At 70.6% G+C, this 20,355-nt stretch carries 18 protein-coding genes; 9 read left to right on the top strand and 9 right to left on the bottom strand.

All coding sequences use genetic code 11. The annotated features are described in order from the left end of the window. Positions 1–161 precede the first annotated feature (161 nt). Positions 162–1,364: an acyl-CoA dehydrogenase family protein gene (locus tag IC605_RS02480; RefSeq protein WP_216318390.1), complete on the top strand. Its 1,203-nt coding sequence runs from the start codon at positions 162–164 to the stop codon at positions 1,362–1,364. Between the two features lie 70 nt (positions 1,365–1,434). On the opposite strand, the gene IC605_RS02475 is transcribed toward IC605_RS02480, so the two are convergent. Continuing rightward, positions 1,435–1,836 (bottom strand): winged helix-turn-helix transcriptional regulator, encoded by a 402-nt coding sequence (locus tag IC605_RS02475; protein WP_216318387.1) that lies wholly within the window; start codon positions 1,834–1,836, stop codon positions 1,435–1,437. A 93-nt stretch (positions 1,837–1,929) separates the two neighbouring features. Between IC605_RS02475 and IC605_RS02470 the strand changes: the two genes are divergently transcribed. Continuing rightward, complete coding sequence (locus IC605_RS02470; RefSeq protein WP_216318384.1) at positions 1,930–2,682, top strand: SDR family oxidoreductase; 753 nt, start codon at positions 1,930–1,932, stop codon at positions 2,680–2,682. 25 nt (positions 2,683–2,707) lie between these two features. On the opposite strand, the gene IC605_RS02465 is transcribed toward IC605_RS02470, so the two are convergent. After that, a complete protein-coding gene (locus tag IC605_RS02465) occupies positions 2,708–3,634 on the bottom strand; it encodes a nucleoside hydrolase (protein WP_425514206.1) in 927 nt (308 codons plus the stop codon). Between the two features lie 377 nt (positions 3,635–4,011). On the opposite strand from IC605_RS02465, the gene IC605_RS02460 reads away from it, so the two are divergent. The 4 genes from IC605_RS02460 (at position 4,012) to IC605_RS02445 (ending at position 9,286) form a co-directional block, all read left to right on the top strand. Beyond that, positions 4,012–6,285, top strand: coding sequence for a RelA/SpoT family protein (locus tag IC605_RS02460; protein WP_216318822.1), 2,274 nt, complete (start codon positions 4,012–4,014; stop codon positions 6,283–6,285). A 62-nt stretch (positions 6,286–6,347) separates the two neighbouring features. After that, the gene (locus IC605_RS02455; RefSeq protein WP_216318378.1) at positions 6,348–7,280 is read left to right on the top strand and encodes a hypothetical protein; all 933 of its coding nucleotides are present in this window, start codon (positions 6,348–6,350) and stop codon (positions 7,278–7,280) included. A gap of 79 nt (positions 7,281–7,359) precedes the next feature. Further along, the gene (locus tag IC605_RS02450; RefSeq protein WP_216318375.1) at positions 7,360–8,622 is read left to right on the top strand and encodes a DUF4127 family protein; all 1,263 of its coding nucleotides are present in this window, start codon (positions 7,360–7,362) and stop codon (positions 8,620–8,622) included. A 94-nt stretch (positions 8,623–8,716) separates the two neighbouring features. Further along, positions 8,717–9,286: a hypothetical protein gene (locus IC605_RS02445; protein WP_216318372.1), complete on the top strand. Its 570-nt coding sequence runs from the start codon at positions 8,717–8,719 to the stop codon at positions 9,284–9,286. Between the two features lie 3 nt (positions 9,287–9,289). Here IC605_RS02445 and IC605_RS02440 read toward each other — a convergent pair whose 3' ends face one another. From IC605_RS02440 to rapZ, 4 genes are all read right to left on the bottom strand, one after another. Next, on the bottom strand, positions 9,290–10,168 hold the full coding sequence (locus IC605_RS02440) for a DMT family transporter (RefSeq protein WP_343216478.1): 879 nt from the start codon (positions 10,166–10,168) through the stop codon (positions 9,290–9,292). Then, positions 10,165–10,902 (bottom strand): glucodextranase DOMON-like domain-containing protein, encoded by a 738-nt coding sequence (locus IC605_RS02435; RefSeq protein WP_343216477.1) that lies wholly within the window; start codon positions 10,900–10,902, stop codon positions 10,165–10,167. The genes IC605_RS02440 and IC605_RS02435 overlap by 4 nt, the downstream gene beginning before the upstream one ends. Before the next feature lie 470 nt (positions 10,903–11,372). Continuing rightward, a complete protein-coding gene (locus IC605_RS02430) occupies positions 11,373–12,704 on the bottom strand; it encodes a gluconeogenesis factor YvcK family protein (protein WP_246580254.1) in 1,332 nt (443 codons plus the stop codon). Continuing rightward, entirely contained in the window at positions 12,701–13,543 is an 843-nt protein-coding gene (gene rapZ / locus IC605_RS02425) for an RNase adapter RapZ (protein WP_216318369.1), read from the bottom strand. Before rapZ ends, IC605_RS02430 begins: the two co-directional genes overlap by 4 nt. A gap of 251 nt (positions 13,544–13,794) precedes the next feature. On the opposite strand from rapZ, the gene IC605_RS02420 reads away from it, so the two are divergent. After that, entirely contained in the window at positions 13,795–14,730 is a 936-nt protein-coding gene (locus tag IC605_RS02420) for an ABC transporter substrate-binding protein (RefSeq protein ID WP_216318366.1), read from the top strand. A gap of 126 nt (positions 14,731–14,856) precedes the next feature. Here the strand turns inward: IC605_RS02420 and IC605_RS02415 are convergent, their stop codons facing one another. Then, on the bottom strand, positions 14,857–16,107 hold the full coding sequence (locus IC605_RS02415; RefSeq protein ID WP_216318809.1) for an Nramp family divalent metal transporter: 1,251 nt from the start codon (positions 16,105–16,107) through the stop codon (positions 14,857–14,859). 220 nt (positions 16,108–16,327) lie between these two features. On the opposite strand from IC605_RS02415, the gene serA reads away from it, so the two are divergent. Together serA and IC605_RS02405 are read left to right on the top strand one after the other, a co-directional pair. Next, positions 16,328–17,968, top strand: coding sequence for a phosphoglycerate dehydrogenase (serA, locus tag IC605_RS02410; RefSeq protein ID WP_216318363.1), 1,641 nt, complete (start codon positions 16,328–16,330; stop codon positions 17,966–17,968). A gap of 60 nt (positions 17,969–18,028) precedes the next feature. Then, entirely contained in the window at positions 18,029–18,448 is a 420-nt protein-coding gene (locus IC605_RS02405) for a Uma2 family endonuclease (protein ID WP_246580253.1), read from the top strand. 206 nt (positions 18,449–18,654) lie between these two features. Here IC605_RS02405 and holA read toward each other — a convergent pair whose 3' ends face one another. Both holA and IC605_RS02395 read right to left on the bottom strand, forming a co-directional pair. Beyond that, complete coding sequence (gene holA, locus IC605_RS02400; protein WP_216318361.1) at positions 18,655–19,557, bottom strand: DNA polymerase III subunit delta; 903 nt, start codon at positions 19,555–19,557, stop codon at positions 18,655–18,657. After that, positions 19,548–20,348 (bottom strand): serine/threonine-protein kinase, encoded by an 801-nt coding sequence (locus tag IC605_RS02395; protein ID WP_216318359.1) that lies wholly within the window; start codon positions 20,346–20,348, stop codon positions 19,548–19,550. Before IC605_RS02395 ends, holA begins: the two co-directional genes overlap by 10 nt. Positions 20,349–20,355 lie beyond the last annotated feature (7 nt).

Raw genomic sequence — 20,355 nt, 5'->3', positions numbered from 1 at the left:
GGGCCGGGGAGGGGGGGCGTGTGACCACCTCCACCGCCGACGAGATGTCCTGTCTCACCCTCCAGCCGCGCCGCAGGTCGCTTATGTCCCCCCTCCCAGCCTCCCCCACCAGGGGGGAGGAGCAAAAAAGCCCCTCGTTCTCCTTCCCGGAGGTTTCACCCATGACCAGCACCCTCGACCGCCCCGCCAACCCCAACGTCTCGCCCCTGAACGACGACCAGCGCACCATCGTCTCGGCCCTGAGGAGCTTCCTGAAGGACCGGGTGGAGCCCGGGGCCGCCGAGCGCGACCAGACGGGCGAGTTCCCCTTCGAGATCGTCCGTGACCTGGGCGAGATGGGCATCATGGGCGCGCAGACGCCCGAGGAGTACGGCGGCTCGGGGCTGGACACGGCCACCTTCGCCATGATCATCGAGGAGATCGCGGCGGTGGACGGCTCGCTGTGCCTCACCGTCGCCTCGCACAACTCGCTGTGCCAGGGCCACATCCTGATCGCGGGGACGGACACGCAGAAGCGGAAGTTCATTCCAGACCTCGCCTCCGCGAAGAAGCTCGGCGCGTGGGGCCTGACCGAACCCGCCAGCGGCTCCGACAGCGGCGGCCTCCAGACGCGGGCGGTGGAGCAGCCGGACGGCTCGTGGATTCTGAACGGCTCCAAGAACTTCATCACCCAGGGCAGCGTGGGGGGGACCTACGTGATCCTGGCGCGTACCGACGCCGCGCGGCCCGGCAAGGGCAAGAACGATGGCATCAGCGCCTTCGTCTTCAACCGCGACGAGGTGACGGGCTTTTCCATCGGGCGCAAGGAGGACAAGCTCGGCCTGCGGAGCAGCGACACGGCGCAACTGATCTTCGAGGACATCCACCTCCCCGCTGACGCGCTGCTGGGTGAGCGCGGGAACGCCTTCAAGGACGTGATGCGGGTGCTCGACGGCGGGCGGGTCGGCATCGCCGCGATGGGGCTGGGGCTGGGCCGCGCCGCCTTCGAGTTCGCCGCGCGCTACACGCTGGGGCGCGAGCAGTTCGGCAAGGCCATCGCCCACAACCAGGCCATCGCCTTCCGGCTGGCCGACATGGACACCCAGCTTGAGGCCGCCCGGCTGCTGATCCGCAAGGCCGCCGACCTCAAGGACGCGGGGCAAAACTTCACGACGGCGGTCGCCCGCGCCAAGCTGTACGCCACCACGGTCGGCGTCCACGCCTGCGACGAGGCGATCCAGATGCTCGGCGGCTACGGCTACATCAAGGAGTACCCGGTGGAGCGCTACTGGCGGGACAACCGCCTGACCCGCATCGGGGAAGGGACGGACGAGGTGCAGCGGCTGGTGATCAGCCGGGACGTGATGAAGCGCTTCGCCGACTGAGGCTTGGAGGAGGGGCGGGCGGCGTGATGGACGCCGCCTGTCTCTTTTCTTTGGATGGTCACTCGGTCGGTTAGGACTCCGCCTCAAGTCCCTGGAACGCCCGCCGCGCCTCCATGATCGCCTCGCGGTGCTCCTCGGCCCACACCCAGACCCCGCAGAAGGCGGCGCTCAGGCTGCGGCCCATGTCGGTCAGCTCGTACTCCACCCGTGGTGGGATGACCGGAAACACGGTGCGAACCACCAAGCCGTCCGCTTCCATCTGCCGCACCGTCTTGGTCAGCATCTTCTGGCTGATGCCCCCGACCAGCTCGCCCAGGCGGGTGAAGCGCAGCCGCCCGTGTTCCTCCAGGGCCTCCAGAACAAGCATCGTCCACTTGTCGGCGACCCGCCCGATAATCTCGCGCACGAGCGCGTCCAGCTCGGGGTCGGTCTGCCGAGGAGGGGCCGTGCCTTCCCGCGTCAAGCTCCTCATCGCCTCACTCTCCTTCGGGTAAGTATAGAACTTTTGGGTGCCTACTTCCCTTTGGTAAGTGTGGGGCCTATCCTCCGAATCAGGAGGAAGACCATGCAGATGAACGGCAACACCATCCTGATCACTGGCGGGGGCTCGGGCATAGGCCGCGCGCTCGCCGAGGCCTTTCACGCCCGCGGCAATCAGGTCGTCATCGCGGGGCGCCGTCAGGGCGTACTCGATGAGGTGACGGCCGCGAATCCGGGAATGAAATCCGCCGTCCTCGACATCGAGGACCCGGAGGCGATTCGCGGCTTTGCTCAGCGGCTCCAGGCCGAGTACCCGGCTCTGAACGTGGTCATCCACAACGCGGGCATCATGCGCGCCGAGTCGGTGCGGAGCGGGGCCCTGGAAGACGCCGAGGCGACCGTGGCGACAAACCTGCTCGGCCCGATTCGCCTCACGGCGGCGTTGCTGCCCCTGTTGACGAGCCAGCCACGCGCGGCGATCCTCACGGTGTCGTCCGGCCTGGCGTTCCTGCCCCTGGCCGCGACTCCGACCTACAGCGCGACGAAGGCAGCCATCCACTCCTACACCCAGTCGCTGCGCCACCAGCTCCGGGATACGTCGGTGCAGGTCATTGAACTTGTCCCGCCCTACGTGCAGACGGAGTTGATGGGTCCGGGGCAGGCCAGCGACCCGGGCGCCATGCCGCTGGGGGAGTTCATCGAAGAGGTCATGGACCTCCTGGAGACCTCGCCGAACGCGGCTGAGATTCTGGTCGAGCGGGTGAAGCCGTTGCGGTTTGCTGAGGTGGACGGCAATTACGACGCCGTTTTCGGCCAGATGAACGCCTCGGCTCACTGAGGGCGAACGCGGCAACGCCCGGCCATCAATACTGCTCCACCCGCTCCGCCAGCAGCCCGAAAAACCCGTCCGCGTCCACCTCCGTCATCACCTCGGCGTTGGGCGCCCGGCCCGTCACGCCCCACACGTCCGCCACCGTTCGCCCCCGGCTGGGGCCGCCCGTCAGGTCGATCTCGACGTGCATGGGGCGCGTCCTGAACAGCTCGGGACGCAGCAGCCACGCCACCGTCAGCGGGTCGTGGAGGGCGCCGCCGTCCCAGCCGTAACGCTCACGGTGGTGTTCGGCAAAGAATTCGAGCAGCACGGCCACGAACTCGCCGACCTCGGTGCCCAGCTCCCGGAAGGCCGCCACCCGCGCCGGGTGGGCGATGGCCTGGTGTGAGGCGTTCAGGCCGATCATGGTGAGGGGCACGCCGGAGGTGAAGACGATGTGGGCGGCCTCCGGGTCGGCCAGGGCGTTGAATTCGGCGGCGGGCGTCCAGTTCCCCACGTCGGTCGAGCCGCCCATCCAGACGATCTGCCGGATCAGGGGCGCGATGTCCGGCGCGAGGCGCAGGGCCAGGGCGACATTCGTCAGCGGGCCGGTCGGCACCAGGGTCACGTCACCGGGCCGCTCACGAACGGCGCGGATGATGAACTGGGCGGCGTGCCCCGGTGCCACGTCCCGGCTCGGGGTGGGCAGGTGGGGGCCGCCCAGCCCACTCTCCCCGTGCACGAGTTCGGCGCTGATGGCCTCGGCGACGAGGGGACGGTCGGCGCCCCGGTACACCGGCACGTCCGCGCGGGCGAGTTCGCGCACGACGAGCGTGTTGCGGGTGGTGCGGGGAAGAGAGACGTTGCCGAAGACGGTGGTCAGCCCCAGCACGCGCAGCTCCGGGCTCGTCAGCGCGAGGAGGATGTTCACGGCGTCGTCGTGGCCGGGGTCACCGTCGAGGATGACGTTCAGGGGCATGGCGGGCATTGTGTCACCCCCCATTGTCCCCGGACCTTTGTCCCGGACTGTGGGCCCGAGGGTGAAGCCAACGTAAGATTGGGCGCATCTGCCCCATGTTCGCGTCCCTACACTGTCTCCATGAAGGGCCTGCGTGAATTCATCGACTGGCTCCGGGAGACCCTCCAGGGCTCGCCCCAACCCCAGCCGGTGCCCATTCCCGTCCGCGTCCGCGAACGGCGCTGACGGGCCTCGCCTGCCGAGCTCACTCTCCCGCTCACCTCCGGGTGGGTGTTTTTTTGGCTCCCGGTTGGTGACACAGGGCCGCCGCCCGCGTCTGCGCCCGCGCTATGCTGGCCCGCGTGCCCGGCCCGTCCGAACCCGTCTCCGAACACGGCATGGAGGAACTGCGCCCCCTCATCGCCGACCGACCGGCGGGGGAGCGCGAGCGCGTCGAGCGGGCCTACGAGTTTGCGCGGGACGCCCACGCGGGCGTGAGGCGCAAGAGCGGCGAGCCGTACATCACCCACCCCGTCGCCGTCGCCGTGATCCTGGCGGGGCTCGGCATGGACACCGACAGCCTCCTCGCCGGGCTCCTCCACGACACGGTGGAGGACGTGGAGGGCGTGACCTTCGAGGAGATCGAGCGCCGCTTCGGGCCGGACGTGCGCCGGATCGTGGAGGGCGAGACCAAGGTCAGCAAGCTCTCCAAGCAGGGGAGCCAGGCCGCCCAGGTCAGCGACGCGGGCCGCGACGTGCAGGCCGAGAATCTGCGCCAGATGCTGATCGCCATGACGGGCGACATCCGCATCATCGTGGTCAAGCTCGCCGACCGGCTGCACAACATGCGGACCCTCGGCAGCATGAAGCCGGAAAAGCAGGTGCGGATCGCCCGCGAGACGATGGAGATCTTCGCGCCGCTCGCGCACCGCCTCGGCATCGGGCAGATCAAGTGGGAGCTCGAAGACCTCAGCTTCCAGTACCTCCAGCCCGACGCCTACGAGTACCTCCAGACCCGGCTGCGCACCCGCCAGGACGAGCGCCAGGCCCTGATCGAGCAGGCGGTGGGGCAACTGCGCGAGGCGCTCGAAGACGACCTCGAACTTCCCGAGTGGGTCAGCGACATCGACATCGCGGGGCGCAGCAAGCACCTCTGGAGCATCCACAACAAGATGCAGAAGGAGGGCAAGGCGCTGGAGCAGATCTTCGACCTCCTCGCCATCCGGGTGATCCTGACGCCGCGCGAACTCACCGTCCCCCCCGGCACCGACGAGAAACGCCGCGAGCGGGCCGAGGAGACGCGCGAGAAACGCATCTGCTACCACACCGTCTCCATCGTGCACTCGATGTGGACGCCGCTGCCGGGCCGCTTCAAGGACTACATCGCGGTCCCGAAGCCCAACGGCTACCAGAGCCTGCACACCACCGTGATCAGCCAGAGCGGGCAGCCCATCGAGGTGCAGATTCGCAGCCTGCGGATGCACGAGATCGCGGAGTACGGGGTCGCGGCGCACTGGATGTACAAGCAGGGGAGCACGCTCGCCCAGCGCGACCGCGAGAACTGGATCGCCCAACTGCGCGAACTCCAGAACGAGATCAACGACGCTTCCGACTACCTCGACGCGGTGAAGACCGACATCCTCTCCCAGCGGGTGCGGGTCTTCACGCCCAAGGGCCTGGCGATCTCATTGCCGGCGGGCAGCACGCCGGTGGACTTCGCCTACCACATTCACACCCGGATCGGCGAGACGACCGTGGGGGCGCGGGTGAACGGGAGCATCGTGCCTCTGAGCCACAAACTCGGCAACGGCGACATGGTGGAGATCGTGACGAGCAAGAACGGCCACCCCAGCAAGGACTGGCTGAACTTCACAGTCACGAGGAGCGCCCGCGCCAAGATCAGGCACCACTTCCGCCAGCAGGAACGCGCCGAGGCGCTGCAACACGGCCATGACCTGCTGGAGCGGTACCTGCGCAAGCGCCAGCTCCCGGTGCGCCAGCTTATGCGGACCAAGCTGCTGGAGGACGTGACGAGCCGTCTGGTGGGCACCCGCAATCCGGACGACCTGTACCTCGCGCTGCACGCGGGGAAACTCACGCCGGGGGCGGTGGGGCGTGTCCTGGCGCCCAGCCTCGCGCAGGAGCAGGCGGCCACCGAGCGGCGCGGGCCCCCCCCGCCGAAAGCCGCCGAGCCGGGCGGCGTGTACGTCGAGGGCTTTTCGACCACCACCAAGCTCGCGCAGTGCTGCAATCCGATCCGGGGCGATCAGATTATGGGCTACCTGACGCGCGGGCGCGGCGTCAGCGTCCACCGCATCGACTGCCCCAACATGATCCGGCTGCTCAAGGACGAGCCCGAACGCTGCATCGCCGCGAGCTGGGACGCGGGCACGCCGGGCAGCACCATCGTGGACCTCGACGTGGTGGCCTCCGACCGCGCCGGGCTCCTCGCCGACGTGCTGGGCGTGCTGGCGAATGAAAAGCGCAGCCCCATGAAGATCGAGGCGGGCGTCAGCGCCGACAGCACCGCCCACATCCACCTGCGGCTCGCGGTGGACGGAAACGCCGACCTGGAGGCCGTGCGCGAGGCGATCATGCGGGTGCCGGGGGTCAGGGACATCCTGCGGGCGGGCAAGGGAAACGGGCGGGCCAGGAACGGGGCGAGCGCGTAGGGGGCCGCCCCCTCCCGTTTCCCAACGAAGGCCCCACAGAAGGGGAGTGCTAGGCTCGGCCCATGAGGACCGCCGCCGTGCTGGGCGCCACCCTGGCGCTCTCTTCTGCCGCCTTCGCGCAGGACGTGCTCACCCTGAACCCGAAGCCGGGTGTGACGCTGAACTACGTCTCCACGGTGGAGAGCCGCACCGAACTCGTGGACGTGCGGCTGGAACCCGCGCCGGGCCGGGCGGTCTCGGCGCAAGTGCGGCAGAGCTTCGAACAGGCGCGGGCTCAGCTCAGGCAGCAGTTGGGGGCGGCGGGGACCCAGCGGGTGAACGTCACCCAGTCGCTGCGGGTGCTGCCGCGCCTGAACGACGGCAGCGTGGTCGTGCGGTCTACGCAGAGCCTCCCCTTGCCCGACGGCACGACCCAGCGCCTCGTCTTTCGACAGATCACGGTGCCCGGCGGCAGGACGCGGGTGGCGCTGGACGAGGTGAGCGGGACTCCCCAGCTCCGCGCCGTGTTCGAAAAGGTGTTGCAGTCTCAACAGACGCAGGACCTCGCCGGTCAGGGCATCCAGAACCTCTACGGGCAACCGCTGACGGTCGGGCGGGCGCGGACACAGCGCCTCAAGCTCGACTTCGCGCAGCTTCTCGGCTCGTTGAGCGGCCTGCTGCCGCAGGGGGCCAGGTTGGGGGTGGCGGGCAGCGTGACGCTCGAAAATACGACGACCTACCGGGGACGTGATGCGGAGGGCAACTTCACCTTCGACGTGACAACGCGGCTGGCCCAGCCCGGCACCGTGCGCTCCACCGTGGAGGGGCAGTCGTTCGAGCTGGCAATGAACCGCCTGAGCGTCACGGGCCGCAGCACCTACCGCCCCGACGGCTTGCAGGCGGGCACCAACGCCACCACCGAGCAGGCGTTGCGCCTGACCCTGCCCTTCGAGGAGGGCGCCCGCCTCGCCCTGACGCTACGGGTGACGCAGAAGGTGAACGCGACTGCACGCTAAGGGGACCCCCGGTGGGGGAGGGGCCGTTCCCACACCCTTTCCTTCGCCGTCCCTCACGCTCGCCCTCTAGCCTTCGCGCATGACCCGCCGTGTCCTCTCCCTGTGCGCCGCCCTCCTCGCCGTCCACGCGGGCGCGCAGACCCTCGTGCCCCTCGACTCGCGCCCGGCGACGCGGGTGCTGCCCGCATTGATCGCGGAGGTGGGAGGCCGCAGCGTGCAGGTGCCGGGGGCCGACCTCCTCGGGAGCGCGGGGCGGGGAGCGGACCCGGCGGCCCTGACGGCGTGGCTCGGCGCCCAGCCCCAGGGCGAGCCGCTGATCGTCGCGCTCGACGCCTTCGCCTACGGCGGCCTGGTGCAATCGCGCACGAGCCCGCTGAGTGCCGAGGAGGCCCTCGCCCGCCTCGAACCCGTGCGGGCGTGGGGCGTGCGGACGGGCCAGCCCATCTACGCCTTCATCACCCTGCCGCGCGAGCCCGACGCGACGAACCGGGAGCGCAACCTCGCGGTCGTGCGGCAGATGGTCGAGTGGGCGCGGCAGGGCGTGTTCAGGGAACTGCACGTGACCTGGGACGACGCCCTGCCCGGCAGCCCCTCCCCCGCCGAGGGCGCGGCCATCGCCCAGGACGCCCCGGAAGGCGTCCTCGTCTACCCCGGCGCCGACGAGGTGCTCGCCATGCTGGCCGCGCGCGCCCTCGCGCCCACCGAGAAGACCGTCCGCGTCGAGTACAGCGACCCGGCGAAGGCACAGCAGGTCATCCGCTACGAGGGCATCCCCCTCACCCGGAGCGCGGAGAACCACGCGCGGGCGAGCAGCTTCCGGGTCGTGACCGAGGGACCCGCCGACCTCACCCTCTACGTGTACAACGGCGGGGACCCGCGCCGGGCCGCCGTGCGGGTGAGCTCCCTTCTGCGGCGCGGTCCGGTCGCCGTGGCGGACGTGGCGCAGGTCAACCTGGGCAATACGCGGTTGTGGTCGGACCTCGCCACCCTGCGCCAGCACGCGAACCTGCGTTCCCTGGCCGCGTGGGGCACGCCGGGCAACAACCTCGGCACGGCCCTCGCCCACGCCCGCCTCGCGCTGGAGGGGGCCGATCCCGTCCGGCAAGACGCCCTGCTCGCCCGCGAGTTCGCCAACGACGTGATCTACAGCGCCGAGGTGCGCGCGCAGTTGCGCAAGGCGGTCCCCGAGGCGGAATTGAACACGCCCGCCGGGCAGGCCAAGCTCCTCGAACTCGCCCGGGACTACTTCCCGCTGCGGGTGGGCCTGACCTACACCCTGGACGACGCGACCCTGCCTTGGGGGCGCTCCTTCGAGTGGGATTTCGACCTGAAGCCGCGTTGACGGGGGAGAGGGACGGCTGTCGACCGTGCCTCCTGCCCATCGGCGGCCCACCCCTGGCGTTCGGCTCGTCGGCGCCCGCCACGCTCCGGGGGCGATGATGCGGCCCTTCTTCCCCGCGCTGGTGCTGTTCCTGAGCGTGGGGCTCGGGTTCTGGTCCTTCGCCGGGTCGTCCTTCGGGACGGGGGTGGCGGTGACCGGGGCGCTCGGCGCGGGGCTGCTGGGGCTGGCCGTGTTCGGGCGGGCGCGTCGGGGACCGCTGTGGCGGGGGATGGCGGCGCTCGTGGGGGCGCAGTTCGTGTATCTCGCCCTGTGGATCGCCGGGGGATTGCTGTGGGCGGGGCCGCCGCGCAGCCTGCCGCACTTCGCAGCGCCCCTTCGACTCCAGTGGCAAGAGCTTCAGGGCCGCTGGACGGGGGAGAAGGGGGAAGTCTACGAGGTCCGGGGGACGAGTCTGTGCCCGTTGAGGCCAGTCGAATTGCGGTCACTGCCGAGCGAGCACCCGTCTCCCGATCCCTGCCTGCGCCTGATGTCGGAAGGCGGGCGCCTCGCCCTGCTGGTGGACGACCTCGCGCTCTCCCTGCGTGCCTACCGCCTCTGGGGTCGGGAATATCTCGACGCGGGGCTGTTCGACCTGAGGTTCTCGCGCCCGGTGCCGGAACGCTGACCCCTACTCGACCCGGGGGGACAGCTCCGCCGTCGGCCTCTTCTCCACGCTGAGCAGCAGCGCCGCCCCGATGACGATGGCCGCCCCGACGAGCGCGGTGGGGGAGAGGCGCTCACCGAAGAGCACGGCGGCCAGTCCGGCGGCGACGACCGGCTCCAGGCTGGCGATCACGCTCGCGCGGGTGGCGGGAAGGTGCTTCAGCCCCGCGCTGTACGCGAGGTAGGCGAGGTACGTGCTGAAGACGGCGATGGCCCAGAGGGAACCCCACGCGCCGGACGTCTTGGCGCCGAAGCTCACGAAGGGGAGCAGGCACAGCGCCCCGACCGGCAGGGCGACCGCGAGGAGGGCGGGGGGCGAGGCGCGCCCGAAAAACGCCTTGCCGTACAGGTAGTACAGGCTGTAGGTGAAGCCCGCGACCAGCCCCCACCCCAGCGCCGCGCCCGTGACGTTCACGCCCTGACCCCCGCCGAGGCTGATGAGGGCGATGCCGCCCAGCGTTCCGGCGACCGCCGCCACCTCCCGCACGCCCAGCCGCTCACGCAACACCGCCCAGCCGAAGAGCGCCACGAAGGCCGGGGCAGTGTAGAGCAGCACGCTGGCAAGGCTCGCGCCGCCCGATTGCACGGCGAGCTGATAAGACCCGTAAAAGACGCTCACGCCGAGCACCCCGAACCCGGCGGTGACGAGCAGGTCCCGCCCGTGCGGCAGGGGGGCGCGCGTGACGGCGGCGTGAAGGGCGAAGAGCCCGCCCGCGAGCACCGCCCGCCAGAAGGCGACCTCCAGCGGGGAAACACCCGCGGCCTGCGCGTTCTTGCCGAAGATGCCCAGCAGGCCCCACAGCACCGCCGCGACCAGGATCAGGAGGGGCGCGGGGACCCTCACGGGCGGCGCCAGACGGCCACGGTGGCGACCACCACGGTCAGGAGGCCGAGGCCGCCCAGCCCCAGGAGCAGCAGGGTGCGCCGGTCCCGTGTCGCCCCGACGGGCGCGAGCGTGCCCTGGGTGAAGGGCGCCGGGTCCCCCGACGGCAGCAGCACGTCCACCGGTACAGGGGCGCCGGGGCGGCCCGCTTGCAATGAGGTGGGGCCGGGCGAGGTGACGGGCCGCAGCACCCCATCGGGCGTGAGCGGCGAGTACACGCTGCTGGTGACCCAGTAGCCATAGTCACCGGGAGGCACGGCAGCGTCGATGACGAGGCTGGTGCCCTCCACCCGCACGGTCGGTGCCGGGAGCGGGGTGGGCGGGCCTCCACCCTCCGGCACCTTTCGCAGGCTGGCCCCGAAGCCCGTCACGCGCAGGTGATACGCCCAGCCGCCCGTTCCGGTCACGTTCAGGCGCAGGTGGTCGAGGGTCCGCACGCCGCCCACGCCCGTCTTCACGAAGATGTCGGTCACGCCCGCCGAGAAGCCGCTGCGGGCTCCCCAGGGATTTTCGATCCGGCCCAGCGCCACGGTAAAGCGCATCCCCTGGCCCTGGGGCTGGGCCTGGAAGCCGCGCAGGTCGAGGGCGGGCTCGCTCACCGCCGGGCGGGTGGGCAGCACGTAGCCCCCGTCGCCGCGCGCGTCCCCGGCTGGGTCGGGAAAGGACACGAGCGCGGCGGTGAGGAGCGTCAGCACGGGCGCGAGTATACCGTGGTGGTCCTGAAGCTCCTGAAGCGGTGCGGGAGGGCCAGGGCACAAGGGCCGCGCGGGTGGATGGCCTCTCCGGACTGCCGTGTTTGATCGTGTCGCGTTCTATCCGCCAGCCCACCGTCTCGCTGCGCGAGCAGGGCGGGGCCGTGGGCCCGGGGCGTCCACTCGCCTTCAATCAGAGGGCGTCCGGACCGACATTTTGAAGAGCGCGACGGCTCCACCTTCTTCCGCCTTCTCCTTGAGGGTGACTCCAAGAGCCGCGAGGCAGACGGGGACAGCCCCGCAGGAGAGGGCCGGGGTGAGGGGGCGTGTGACCACCTCCGCTGCCCTCCCCCCTGAGGTGCAGGGCTGCTGGCCGAGGGTGGGTGAAGCGCTCACCCACGTTCCTCACCGCCCGGTCCCCGACAGGCGTCCGAAGGCCGTGGGGCCAGGCCGGGCGCGGGCAGCCTTCCTCCTCAGGCCGCCCGCGCCCGCGAGATCAGCGCCAGCAGGGCCTGGGCCAGCGCCGCCGGGTCGTGGCGGGCGGTGGGGCCGGGCTGGAGGAGGGGGGCGGTTCGCACCCGGCCCCGCAGGTCGCGGCTGGCACCCGCGAGGTCGAGCACCTGGGCACCCTCGGCGGCATAGCGTTCACGCACGCCCTCGGGAATGGGGGCGCTGTTCATGAGGACCCAGGTGGGCGCGCGGCCCAGGTGGGCGGTGATGGCGAGCACGTGGTCTTCCAGGGTGAGCCCCGTCGTCTCGCCGGGTTCGCTCATCAGGCTGGCGACGTAGACGATGGGCGCGTCCGATTCGCGCACCGCCCGCGCGATGTCCGGCACGAGCAGGGCGGGGATGATCGAGGTGAATAGGCTCCCCGGTCCCAGGACGATCAGCTCCGCCCCCCGCACGGCGCCCAGCACGTCGGGGAGCGCGGGCAGGCCGGGGGGTTCGAGCCGCACGTCGAGAATGCGGGCGGGGCCCACCTGCCCGCTGAGCCGACTCTCGCCGCGCACCTCGCGCCCGTCGGAGAGCCGCGCGACGAGGGTGGCGGGCCGGGTCGTGGCGGGGAAGACCTGCCCGCGCACCCGCAGCACCTCGTGGATGTCGCGCATCGCGCCCTGGAGCCCGCCCTGCTCCTCGCTGAGGGTGGCGAGGAGAAGATTGCCGAAGGTGTGTCCCTCCAGCCCCTCCCCGCGCCCGAAACGGTGCAGCAGCAGCCGGGCCAGGACCGGGCTGTCGCTGAGCGCCGCGTAGCAGTCGGTGAGGTCGCCGGGCGCGATCATGTCGAGGGCCTCCCGCAGCCGCCCGCTCGATCCCCCGTCGTCCGCCACGGTGACGACCGCCGTGATGTTGCCGGTGTGAACCTTGAGGCCCATCAGGAGGTTCGAGAGGCCCGTGCCGCCCCCCACCGCCACGATGCGCGGGCCGCGCGCGAGGGTGCGGTGCGAGTAGATCACGTCGAGCGCCGTCTCGGGGGCCGTGCCCGTCGAGCGCAGCATCGAGCGGCTGAGCATCATGATGCTCAGGAGGGCGCCGAGGAGCGCGAGCCCCATCACCGTGATGCCGACCACGTAGAGGGGCAGCACCTCGGGCTTGGTGAGGGCATTGAGCCACAAAATCCAGCGGGTCGCTATGAAGTGCAGCGGCCCCGTCCAGGTGAAGTGGAGGAAGCCCACCGCCCCGATGAGGGTGCACCCCACGAAGAGCAGCAGCCAGCGTTTGACCCCCAGCCCCGGTTCCATCCACATCCGGGCCCGGCGGGTGGCCCGGCGCGCGCCCCCGCCCCGTGTGCCCGCCGACTCGCTCATCCCCCCTCTCCCACGTGCATGTCGCGGTGGTCGGTGACCTGCGCGCCCTGGTCGGCAAGGTCGTGCGCCAGCCGCGCCGCCACCGCCACCGAGCGGTGCTGCCCCCCCGTACAGCCGATGGCGACCGTGTACCCGTGCCGCCCGGACGACCGCGCCCGCTCGGCCGCCGTCCGCACGAAGTCGCGCACCTCGCCGTAAAACTGCTCGGAGGCCGCGTCCTGAAAGACGTATCCCGCCACATCGGGCTCCAGCCCGGTCTTGGGGCTCAACTCGGGCACGTAGTAGGGGTTGGGCAGCGAGCGCACGTCGATCACGAGGTCGGCGTCGCGCGGGGGGGCGTTCTTGAAGCCGAAGCTCATCAGCCGCAGGGTGAAGTCGTGCTCCAGCCGGAAGGTGTGGAGCACCCGCTCGGCGAGCTCCCCCGCCGTCAGGGCCGTCGTGTCGATCACCGTGTCCGCGATGGCGCGCAGAGGCGCGAGGAGGTCGCGCTCGCGGGCAAAATCCACCATCAGGGTCTCGCCCAGGGGGTGCTCGCGGCGGGTGAGGTTGTAGCGGCGCAGCAAGACCTCCGCGTTCGCCTCCAGGAAGAGCACCCGCAGGTCCTCGCGCCGCCGCGCCAGCCGGGCGTAGCTCGACTCCAAGGCTCCCAGGAAGTGCCGGGTCCGGGCGTCGGTGCTGATCGCCACTCGCTCCAGCCCGCTCGCGGTCACGAGGTCGTGCATCGCCACCCACAGCTCGGGCGGGAGGTTGTCGGTGATGAAAAAGCCCGCGTCCTCCAACGTCCTCAGCGCGGTGCTCTTCCCACTTCCCGACAGTCCCGACACGACCACAAACGGCATGGGGCCAGTCTACCCCCGGCGCGGACCTGCGCCGGACGAGGCTGCCCCCCCGTCGAGACAGGACCCGGATGATCGGGGGAGGGGACGGCTGGCCCTCGTGCACCCAGGCGGACCACCGTGGCCTGCATCCTCCGGCACATTTGGAGGCCGCTTCCCAAATCCGACCTTGCAAGTCGGATTTGCATCTGCCACAATCTCGGCGTTTCCGAGAGGTGGTCCAGAGCGACCGGCTCAGGTAGCAAGGAGTTGTGATGCGCAGACGTTTGTTAGGCTCGACCGTTCTGGTCTGCGGTCTGGGTGTGGCGGCAGCGACCGCCTACCCGGCGACCATTGGGCACAGTGCCGGAACCACGACCATCCCGAAAAAGCCCCTCCGCGTGGTGGCCCTCGGACCCCACGCGCTGGATCTGCTCCTGTCCCTCGGGGTGCAGCCTGTCGGTTATGGAGAGGCGTCGACCTACATCAAGACGCCCGCCTTCGGTTCCTCCCTGCGTGACATCAAGTACCTGGGAAGCCGCGTGACCTCCAACCCCATCAATGTCGGAGACCGCTTCAACCCGAACCTGGAGATTCTGGTTTCCCTCAAGCCCGATCTCATCGTCGGCGAGGACTACGCCTCCCAGGTCTACCCCCAACTGAGCCGCATCGCGCCGACCCTTCTCTTCAAGGGGACGGACAGGAACGAATGGCAGAAGACGCTCCCGCTCCTCGCCCGGGCACTCGACCGGGAGCAGGCCTTCTCCAAAGTGCTGAGCAACTACAACAGAGGGGTGCAGCAAACCAGGGCCCAGCTTGCCAGCACCCTGGGGAAGAAGCGGGTCCTGGTCGTCTGGACGGGAGGCGGGGACGCCCGGAACACCTTCACGATCAGCGACAGCAACGACTGGACGGGCGGCCTTCTGAACGACCTCGGGCTGAACGTCATCGACGGGGACAAGAGGGACGCGGTGGTCGGCATTGAGGGGTTGTCCGCCTTGGACCCTGACGCCGTGATCGTGCTGGCCTCGGGGAACAACACCCCGGCGCGGGCACGGGCCGACTGGAATGCAAATCCCCTCACCACTCGGTTGAGGGCGAGCCGGGCGAACCAGGTCTACTTCCTCGACTATCACCTGTTCAGACGCATTCGCGGGCCGATGGCGGCTCAGTTGGTCGAGAGACAGCTTGTGAGGGAAGTCAGGAAGTAGAGCTTCCCGGAAACGTCGTTCAGGGCTCGACGGCAGGGTCACGTGGCGACGCGAGAAGTGGGGACGGTCCATGCGAAGACCGTCCCCGTTTCTTCCCTCGCCGAGGGGTCGCCTGCACCGCGCTCCCTACCCGAAGAAGGTCCCCCACAGCAGGTACAGGTTGAGCGAGATGATGATCCCCGCGAAGGCCCAGCCCAGCCCCGTGACGACGGGCCGACTCACGAGCACGCCCATCACGTCGCGGCGGGCGGTGAAGAGCAGGAGGGGCACCAGGGCGAAGGGCACCCCGAAGCTGAGGATCACCTGCGAGAGCACGAGGGTCCGGGTGGGGTCCAGGCCCGCCAGGATCACCGCGAAGGCGGGCAGCATGGTCAGGGTCCGGCGCAGCCACAGCGGAATGTGAAAGTTGACGAAGCCCTGCATGATGACCTGCCCGGCCATCGTGCCCACGGCGGAACTGCTCAGCCCCGAGGCGAGGAGCGCGACCGCGAACGCGACGGCGGCGGCGGGCCCCAGCAGCGGCGTGAGGGTCTGGTACGCGACGCTGAGGTCGCCCGCGTTCTCCACGTTCTTGCCGTGGAAGGTCGCCGCGCTCACCGCGAGCATGCTCATGTTGATCAGCCCGGCGAAGCCCATTGCCCCGATCACGTCCACCCGGTTCAGGCGCGAGAGCCGCACCTTCTCCTCGTCCGTGCGAGTGGGGACCCGGCCCTGGGTCAAGGCCGAGTGCAGGTAGATCACGTGCGGCATGACGGTCGCGCCGATGATGCCGACCGCCAGGTACACGCTCTCCACCCCCTGGAAGGTGGGGACGAAGCCGCGCAGGGCCTCCACCCCGGGCCGTGCCAGCGCGAACTGCACGAGGTACGCCACGCCGATGATCAGCACGAACGCGCCCACCGCGATCTCCAGCGGGCGGAAGCCCCGGCGCTGGAGGGTGAGCAGCCAGAAGGTGATGACGCCTGTGATCGCCGCCCCCCAGATCAGGGGCAGCCCGGTGAGCAGGTGGATGGCGAGCGCCGCCCCCAGGAACTCGGCGAGGTCGGTCGCCATCGCCACGATCTCGGCCTGCACCCAGTACGCCCACACGACGGGCCTCGGCCAGCGTTCGCGGATCACCTCGGGCAGGTTCTTGCCCGACGCAATCCCCAGCTTCGCGCTGAGGTTCTGGATCAGCATCGCCATCAGGTTCGCCGCCAGGATCACCCACAGCAGCGTGTACCCGAACTGCGCCCCGCCCTGGATGTTGGTGGCGAAGTTCCCGGGGTCCATGTACGCGATGCTGGCGATCACCGCCGGACCCATGAAGGGCAGGACCCGCCCCAGCCCCCGCCGCTGGGCGGGCCGGGTGAGGATCTGGGTGGCCCGCTCGGTCATGCGGGCGTCGAGGCTCCCCGCCGCACCCGGCAGCGGGGCGACCGACTCGGGGGAAGAGGGGGGCGGAACAGACATGGCCGTATTTTAGGCTTGCCTAAAAAAATGTCCAGTCCACTCCCGGTGAGGGTGAACGTTCCCGCAGGGGGTGGGGTCTGGACCTTGGCCCCGTTGCCCTAGCCAATTCCCGCGCCGCCGCCGCCCGCAGGCTTACCCTGGCCGCATGACCGCCTCCCTCCCCGCCCGGCCCTTCGCGGCGCCCGATCCAACGCAGGCGGCTCCCCTGCGCGTCCTGATCTGCGACGAGATGAACCCCGGCCACCTGGAGCACGCCGGGTTCGAGATCGACTACGAGGGCAACCTCCCCCGCGAGGAGACCCTGCGCCGCCTCCCCGACTATGACGCCCTGATCACCCGCAGCCGGACGAAGGTGGACCGCGAGCTGCTGGAGGCGGCGGGCGAACGCCTCAAGGTCATCGGGCGCGGCGGCGTCGGCGTGGACAACATCGACCTGGAGGCGTGCTCCAGGCGGGGCATCCTCGTCCTCAACGCGCCCGAGAGCAACAACGTCTCGGCGGCGGAACTGGCGATCACACACCTGATGGCCGCCGCGCGGGGGCTCACACGCTCGGACCGCCTGACCCGCGCGGGCGAGTGGGACCGCAAGTTCCTGGGCGTCGAACTCAAGGACAAGACGCTCGGCATCGTGGGTCTGGGCCGCATCGGGAGCATCGTCGCCGACCGGGCGCAGGGGCTGAGGCTGAACGTCGTCGCCTTCGACCCCTACGTCCCCGAGAACAAGTTCGAGCGGCTGGGGGTCACGCGGGCCGCCGGTCTCGACGACCTGCTCGCCCAGGTGGACTTCCTGACCGTCCACACGCCGCTGACCGAGGAGACGCAGGGGATGATCGGGGCGCGGGAACTCGCCCTCCTGAGGCCCGGCGCCATCGTCGTGAACGCGGCGCGCGGCGGCATCGTGGAGGAGGGGGCGCTGGTGGAGGCCCTCAAGTCCGGCCACCTCTTCGGGGCGGGGGTGGACGTGTTCGTGGACGAGCCGCCGACCCCCGAGCACGTCTTCCTGGGGGCCCCGAATCTCGGGATCACGGCGCACCTCGGCGCGAATACCCGCGAGGCGCAGGAACGGGTGGGCGCGGAGATCGTGGGACGGGTGCTGGCGGCCCTGCACGGCGACGTGAGCCGCGGCGCGGTGAATGCCCCGGCGCTCGACGCGAAGACGCTGGAGCTGCTCGGCGGCTACCTCGACCTCGGCGAGAAGCTGGGGCGCATCCTCGCGCAACTGCTCCCCGGCGCGTCTGACCTGGAGGTCACCTTCCGGGGCGAGTTTCCGGCCGACCCCGCCCCCGTAGTGACGGCCGCCCTGGTGGGGTACCTCAGCGGCAGCACCGACGAGCGCCCGAACATGATCAACGCCCGCGCGCTGGCGAAGGAACGCGGCCTGAACCTCGCCGTGCGGGAGGAGGGCGACAGCCCCGACTACCAGACCGAGGTGATCGTGAAGGTCGTCAGCGGCACCGGGGGCGAGAAGCGGCGCACCCGCACGGTGGGGGGCACCGTCTTCGGCCGCAGCCCGCGCCTGACCCGCCTGCGAGACTTCCGGGTGGAACTCGCACCCGAGGGCTTCATCCTGATCGCCTCCAACCAGGACCGCCCCGGCGCAGTCGCCAAGCTCTCCAACCTGCTGGGCACCTGGGGGGTGAATATCGCCGGGATGGCCCTCGGGCGCGCGGAGAAGGGCGGGCAGGCCCTCTTCACCCTCACCCTCGACGACGGCCTGACCCCCGAGCAGCTTCAGGCGATCCGCGACCTCGACGTGATCGAGTCGGCCTTCCTGGTGCGGGTGTAGGAGGGAGTGGAGGGGGCGGGCCGTCCGGACGGGGGCCCGCCCCACGCCTTACCATGACGTATGAGCGACCCCGCCCTCCAGGTGATCAGTGTCGAAGACTACCTGCGGACGGAATTGGAGAGTCCGGTCAAGCGGGAGTACGTCAGCGGCTTCGTGTACCCCCTGCACGGTGCGACGCGGGCGCAGGCCGGGACGAGCAAGGCACACGCCCTGATCACCGGCAACATCATGTTCGCGCTCCAGCCTGCCAGTCGCCGTGAAGGGTGCCGCCTTTACGCGGCGGACATGAAGCTCCGTATCCAAGACCGCGGTTCCTTCTCTTCCCCCGATGTCATGGTCGCTTGCGGAGAGGACAACGGCGAGGAGTACGACGAGACGGACCCCTGCCTACTCGTGGAAGTCCTCTCCAAGCGCACCGCCGCCATTGGCCGGCACGCCAGGTACCATGCCTACACGTCCATTCCCAGCTTCCAGATCTAATCGTCTCCCAGAGCGAGCGGCGCATCCTGGCCTATCAGCGGGCGGGCGATGGCTGGCGGCTGACCGAGTACGACGGGCCGGGCCGTATTCCCCTGGTCTGTCCCGACCATGCACTGATACTGGATGAAGTGTACCGGGGGGTCATCGATCCCGCGGGCGCGGCGGCCACCGGGACCGGAATTCCCCCCAAGCCTGAGAGGAACGCCTCACACGCTCAGTTGCACGATCAGCCGCTCCAGCGTCGCTCCGGGGTCCAGGCCCCGTTTCATCGCCACGTCGGCGTCAAGGATGCGGGCGAGGTGGGCGCGCACCTTGTCCTCGCTCAGGCGCCGGGCCACTTCGAGCGCCTTTTTCGCCGGGTAGGGTTTGACCCCGAGCCTCTGGGCGGCGACCGCCTCGCCCACCCGGCCCTCCTCCTGGGTCAGGGCCACGCAGCGCGCGACGAGGCTGTACTGCCACACGACCGCACCGAGCAGCTTGAAAGGATCCTCCCCCGACGCGAGGAGACGGCGAAGCTGCGTGACCGCCTCGCCGGGGCGCCCGGTGGTCGCGGCCCCCAGCAGCGCGAAGGAGTCGCCGGGCGGCTCGCGGCCCACCACCCGCCGCACGAGGTCGGCACCGTGCGGCGGGTCGAGGAGGGTGAGCTTGTTCAGCTCCCCCGCGATGCCCGTCAGGTCGGGGCCGAAAACCTCGGCGAGGGAGAGGGCGGCTTCGCGGTCGAGCTTCAGGCCCAGCCGCTTTCCCCGCTGCGTCACCCACCCCGCCACGTCGCCGGTCTTCTGGGGGGCGGGGGCCGCGTGGTGCTCGCCGCGCGACTCGTAGAGCTTTACCCGGGAGGCGGGCGGGCTCTCGTCGAGGACGGCCACGGTGACGGGCGCGGCGGCGAGGAGGTCGAGCAGCGCCTTGTCGGGCTTGGTCCCCGCGAGGTCCACGACCACGCCGCCGTCCCCGAAGAGGCTGGGGGCCAGGAGGGGGGCCACGGCCTGCGGGGTGACCTCCTCGCCCGCGAGGCGGGGCAGGTCGCGCACGTTCAGGCCGCGGCTCGTCAGCGTGTCGCGCAGCGCCTCCTCGACCAGGAAGCGGTTGCCGCTGAAGGCGACTAGGGGCACGCGGCAGCGGCCTCCAGCGTGTGCTGGATGCCCTCCAGGGCGGCGAGCATCTCCCCGGCGGTGGCGGGCCGCGCCTCCGGGTCACGCTCCAGGGCGGCGCGCAGCATGGGGTGGACCTCGGGGGGGCCGGGCAGGGGCGCGCAGTCCTCGTGGATGCCGACGAGCCAGCCCAGCGCGTCCTCGAAGGGGGGGAAACCCGCCAGGCAGTCGAACAGGAGGACGCCCACCGAGTACAGGTCGCTGCGGGGGTCGCCGCGCACCCCCCGGAACTGCTCGGGCGCCATGAAGTGCGGGGTGCCCATGCGGGTGCCGTCGTGGATGTCGCTGCCCAGCGCCCGCCAGTGGCTCATGCCGAAGTCCACCAGCCGCACCGCGTCGCCGCGCGCCCGCATCTCCAGCAGCAGCACGTTCTCGGGCTTGAGGTCGTGGTGGGTCACCCCGCGCGCGTGCAGGTGCTCGACGGCGCGCAGCAGGCCGCTCGCCACGCACAGCGCCGCCTCCGGGGGAAGGGGGCCTTCTTGCACCACCTCGCGCAGGGTGCGGCCCGGCACGAAGGGGAAGATCAGTTGGCGCGGCGTGCGGGCGAGCGGCGACACGACGAGCGGGTGGTCGAGGCCGGACGCGATCTCGCCCTCGTGGGCAAACCGCAGGGCGGCCTCAGGTTCGGCGGTGAGCAGCGTCTTGACGAACACGGGCTGGCCCCGCCACTCCCCGACCACACTCTGGACGCCGCCGCGTGTGGCGAGGACGCGGCGGCGCTCGATGGGTTGGGCGACACGGAAGTCCTGCACCCGGGTA

Origin of the sequence: Deinococcus aestuarii (assembly GCF_018863415.1) — a bacterium.
Taxonomy (GTDB): domain Bacteria; phylum Deinococcota; class Deinococci; order Deinococcales; family Deinococcaceae; genus Deinococcus; species Deinococcus aestuarii.
This window is presented reverse-complemented; position numbering and strand designations above follow the sequence as displayed.

What these genes read in the sequence shown, in the direction of transcription:
- IC605_RS02480 (WP_216318390.1), top strand. Translation starts at nt 162, where the DNA reads ATGACCAGCACCCTCGACCGCCCCGCCAACCCCAACGTCTCGCCCCTG.
- IC605_RS02475 (WP_216318387.1), bottom strand. Translation starts at nt 1,836, where the DNA reads ATGAGGAGCTTGACGCGGGAAGGCACGGCCCCTCCTCGGCAGACCGAC.
- IC605_RS02470 (WP_216318384.1), top strand. Translation starts at nt 1,930, where the DNA reads ATGCAGATGAACGGCAACACCATCCTGATCACTGGCGGGGGCTCGGGC.
- IC605_RS02465 (WP_425514206.1), bottom strand. Translation starts at nt 3,634, where the DNA reads ATGCCCCTGAACGTCATCCTCGACGGTGACCCCGGCCACGACGACGCC.
- IC605_RS02460 (WP_216318822.1), top strand. Translation starts at nt 4,012, where the DNA reads ATGGAGGAACTGCGCCCCCTCATCGCCGACCGACCGGCGGGGGAGCGC.
- IC605_RS02455 (WP_216318378.1), top strand. Translation starts at nt 6,348, where the DNA reads ATGAGGACCGCCGCCGTGCTGGGCGCCACCCTGGCGCTCTCTTCTGCC.
- IC605_RS02450 (WP_216318375.1), top strand. Translation starts at nt 7,360, where the DNA reads ATGACCCGCCGTGTCCTCTCCCTGTGCGCCGCCCTCCTCGCCGTCCAC.
- IC605_RS02445 (WP_216318372.1), top strand. Translation starts at nt 8,717, where the DNA reads ATGATGCGGCCCTTCTTCCCCGCGCTGGTGCTGTTCCTGAGCGTGGGG.
- IC605_RS02430 (WP_246580254.1), bottom strand. Translation starts at nt 12,704, where the DNA reads ATGAGCGAGTCGGCGGGCACACGGGGCGGGGGCGCGCGCCGGGCCACC.
- rapZ (WP_216318369.1), bottom strand. Translation starts at nt 13,543, where the DNA reads ATGCCGTTTGTGGTCGTGTCGGGACTGTCGGGAAGTGGGAAGAGCACC.
- IC605_RS02420 (WP_216318366.1), top strand. Translation starts at nt 13,795, where the DNA reads ATGCGCAGACGTTTGTTAGGCTCGACCGTTCTGGTCTGCGGTCTGGGT.
- IC605_RS02415 (WP_216318809.1), bottom strand. Translation starts at nt 16,107, where the DNA reads ATGACCGAGCGGGCCACCCAGATCCTCACCCGGCCCGCCCAGCGGCGG.
- serA (WP_216318363.1), top strand. Translation starts at nt 16,328, where the DNA reads ATGACCGCCTCCCTCCCCGCCCGGCCCTTCGCGGCGCCCGATCCAACG.
- IC605_RS02405 (WP_246580253.1), top strand. Translation starts at nt 18,029, where the DNA reads ATGAGCGACCCCGCCCTCCAGGTGATCAGTGTCGAAGACTACCTGCGG.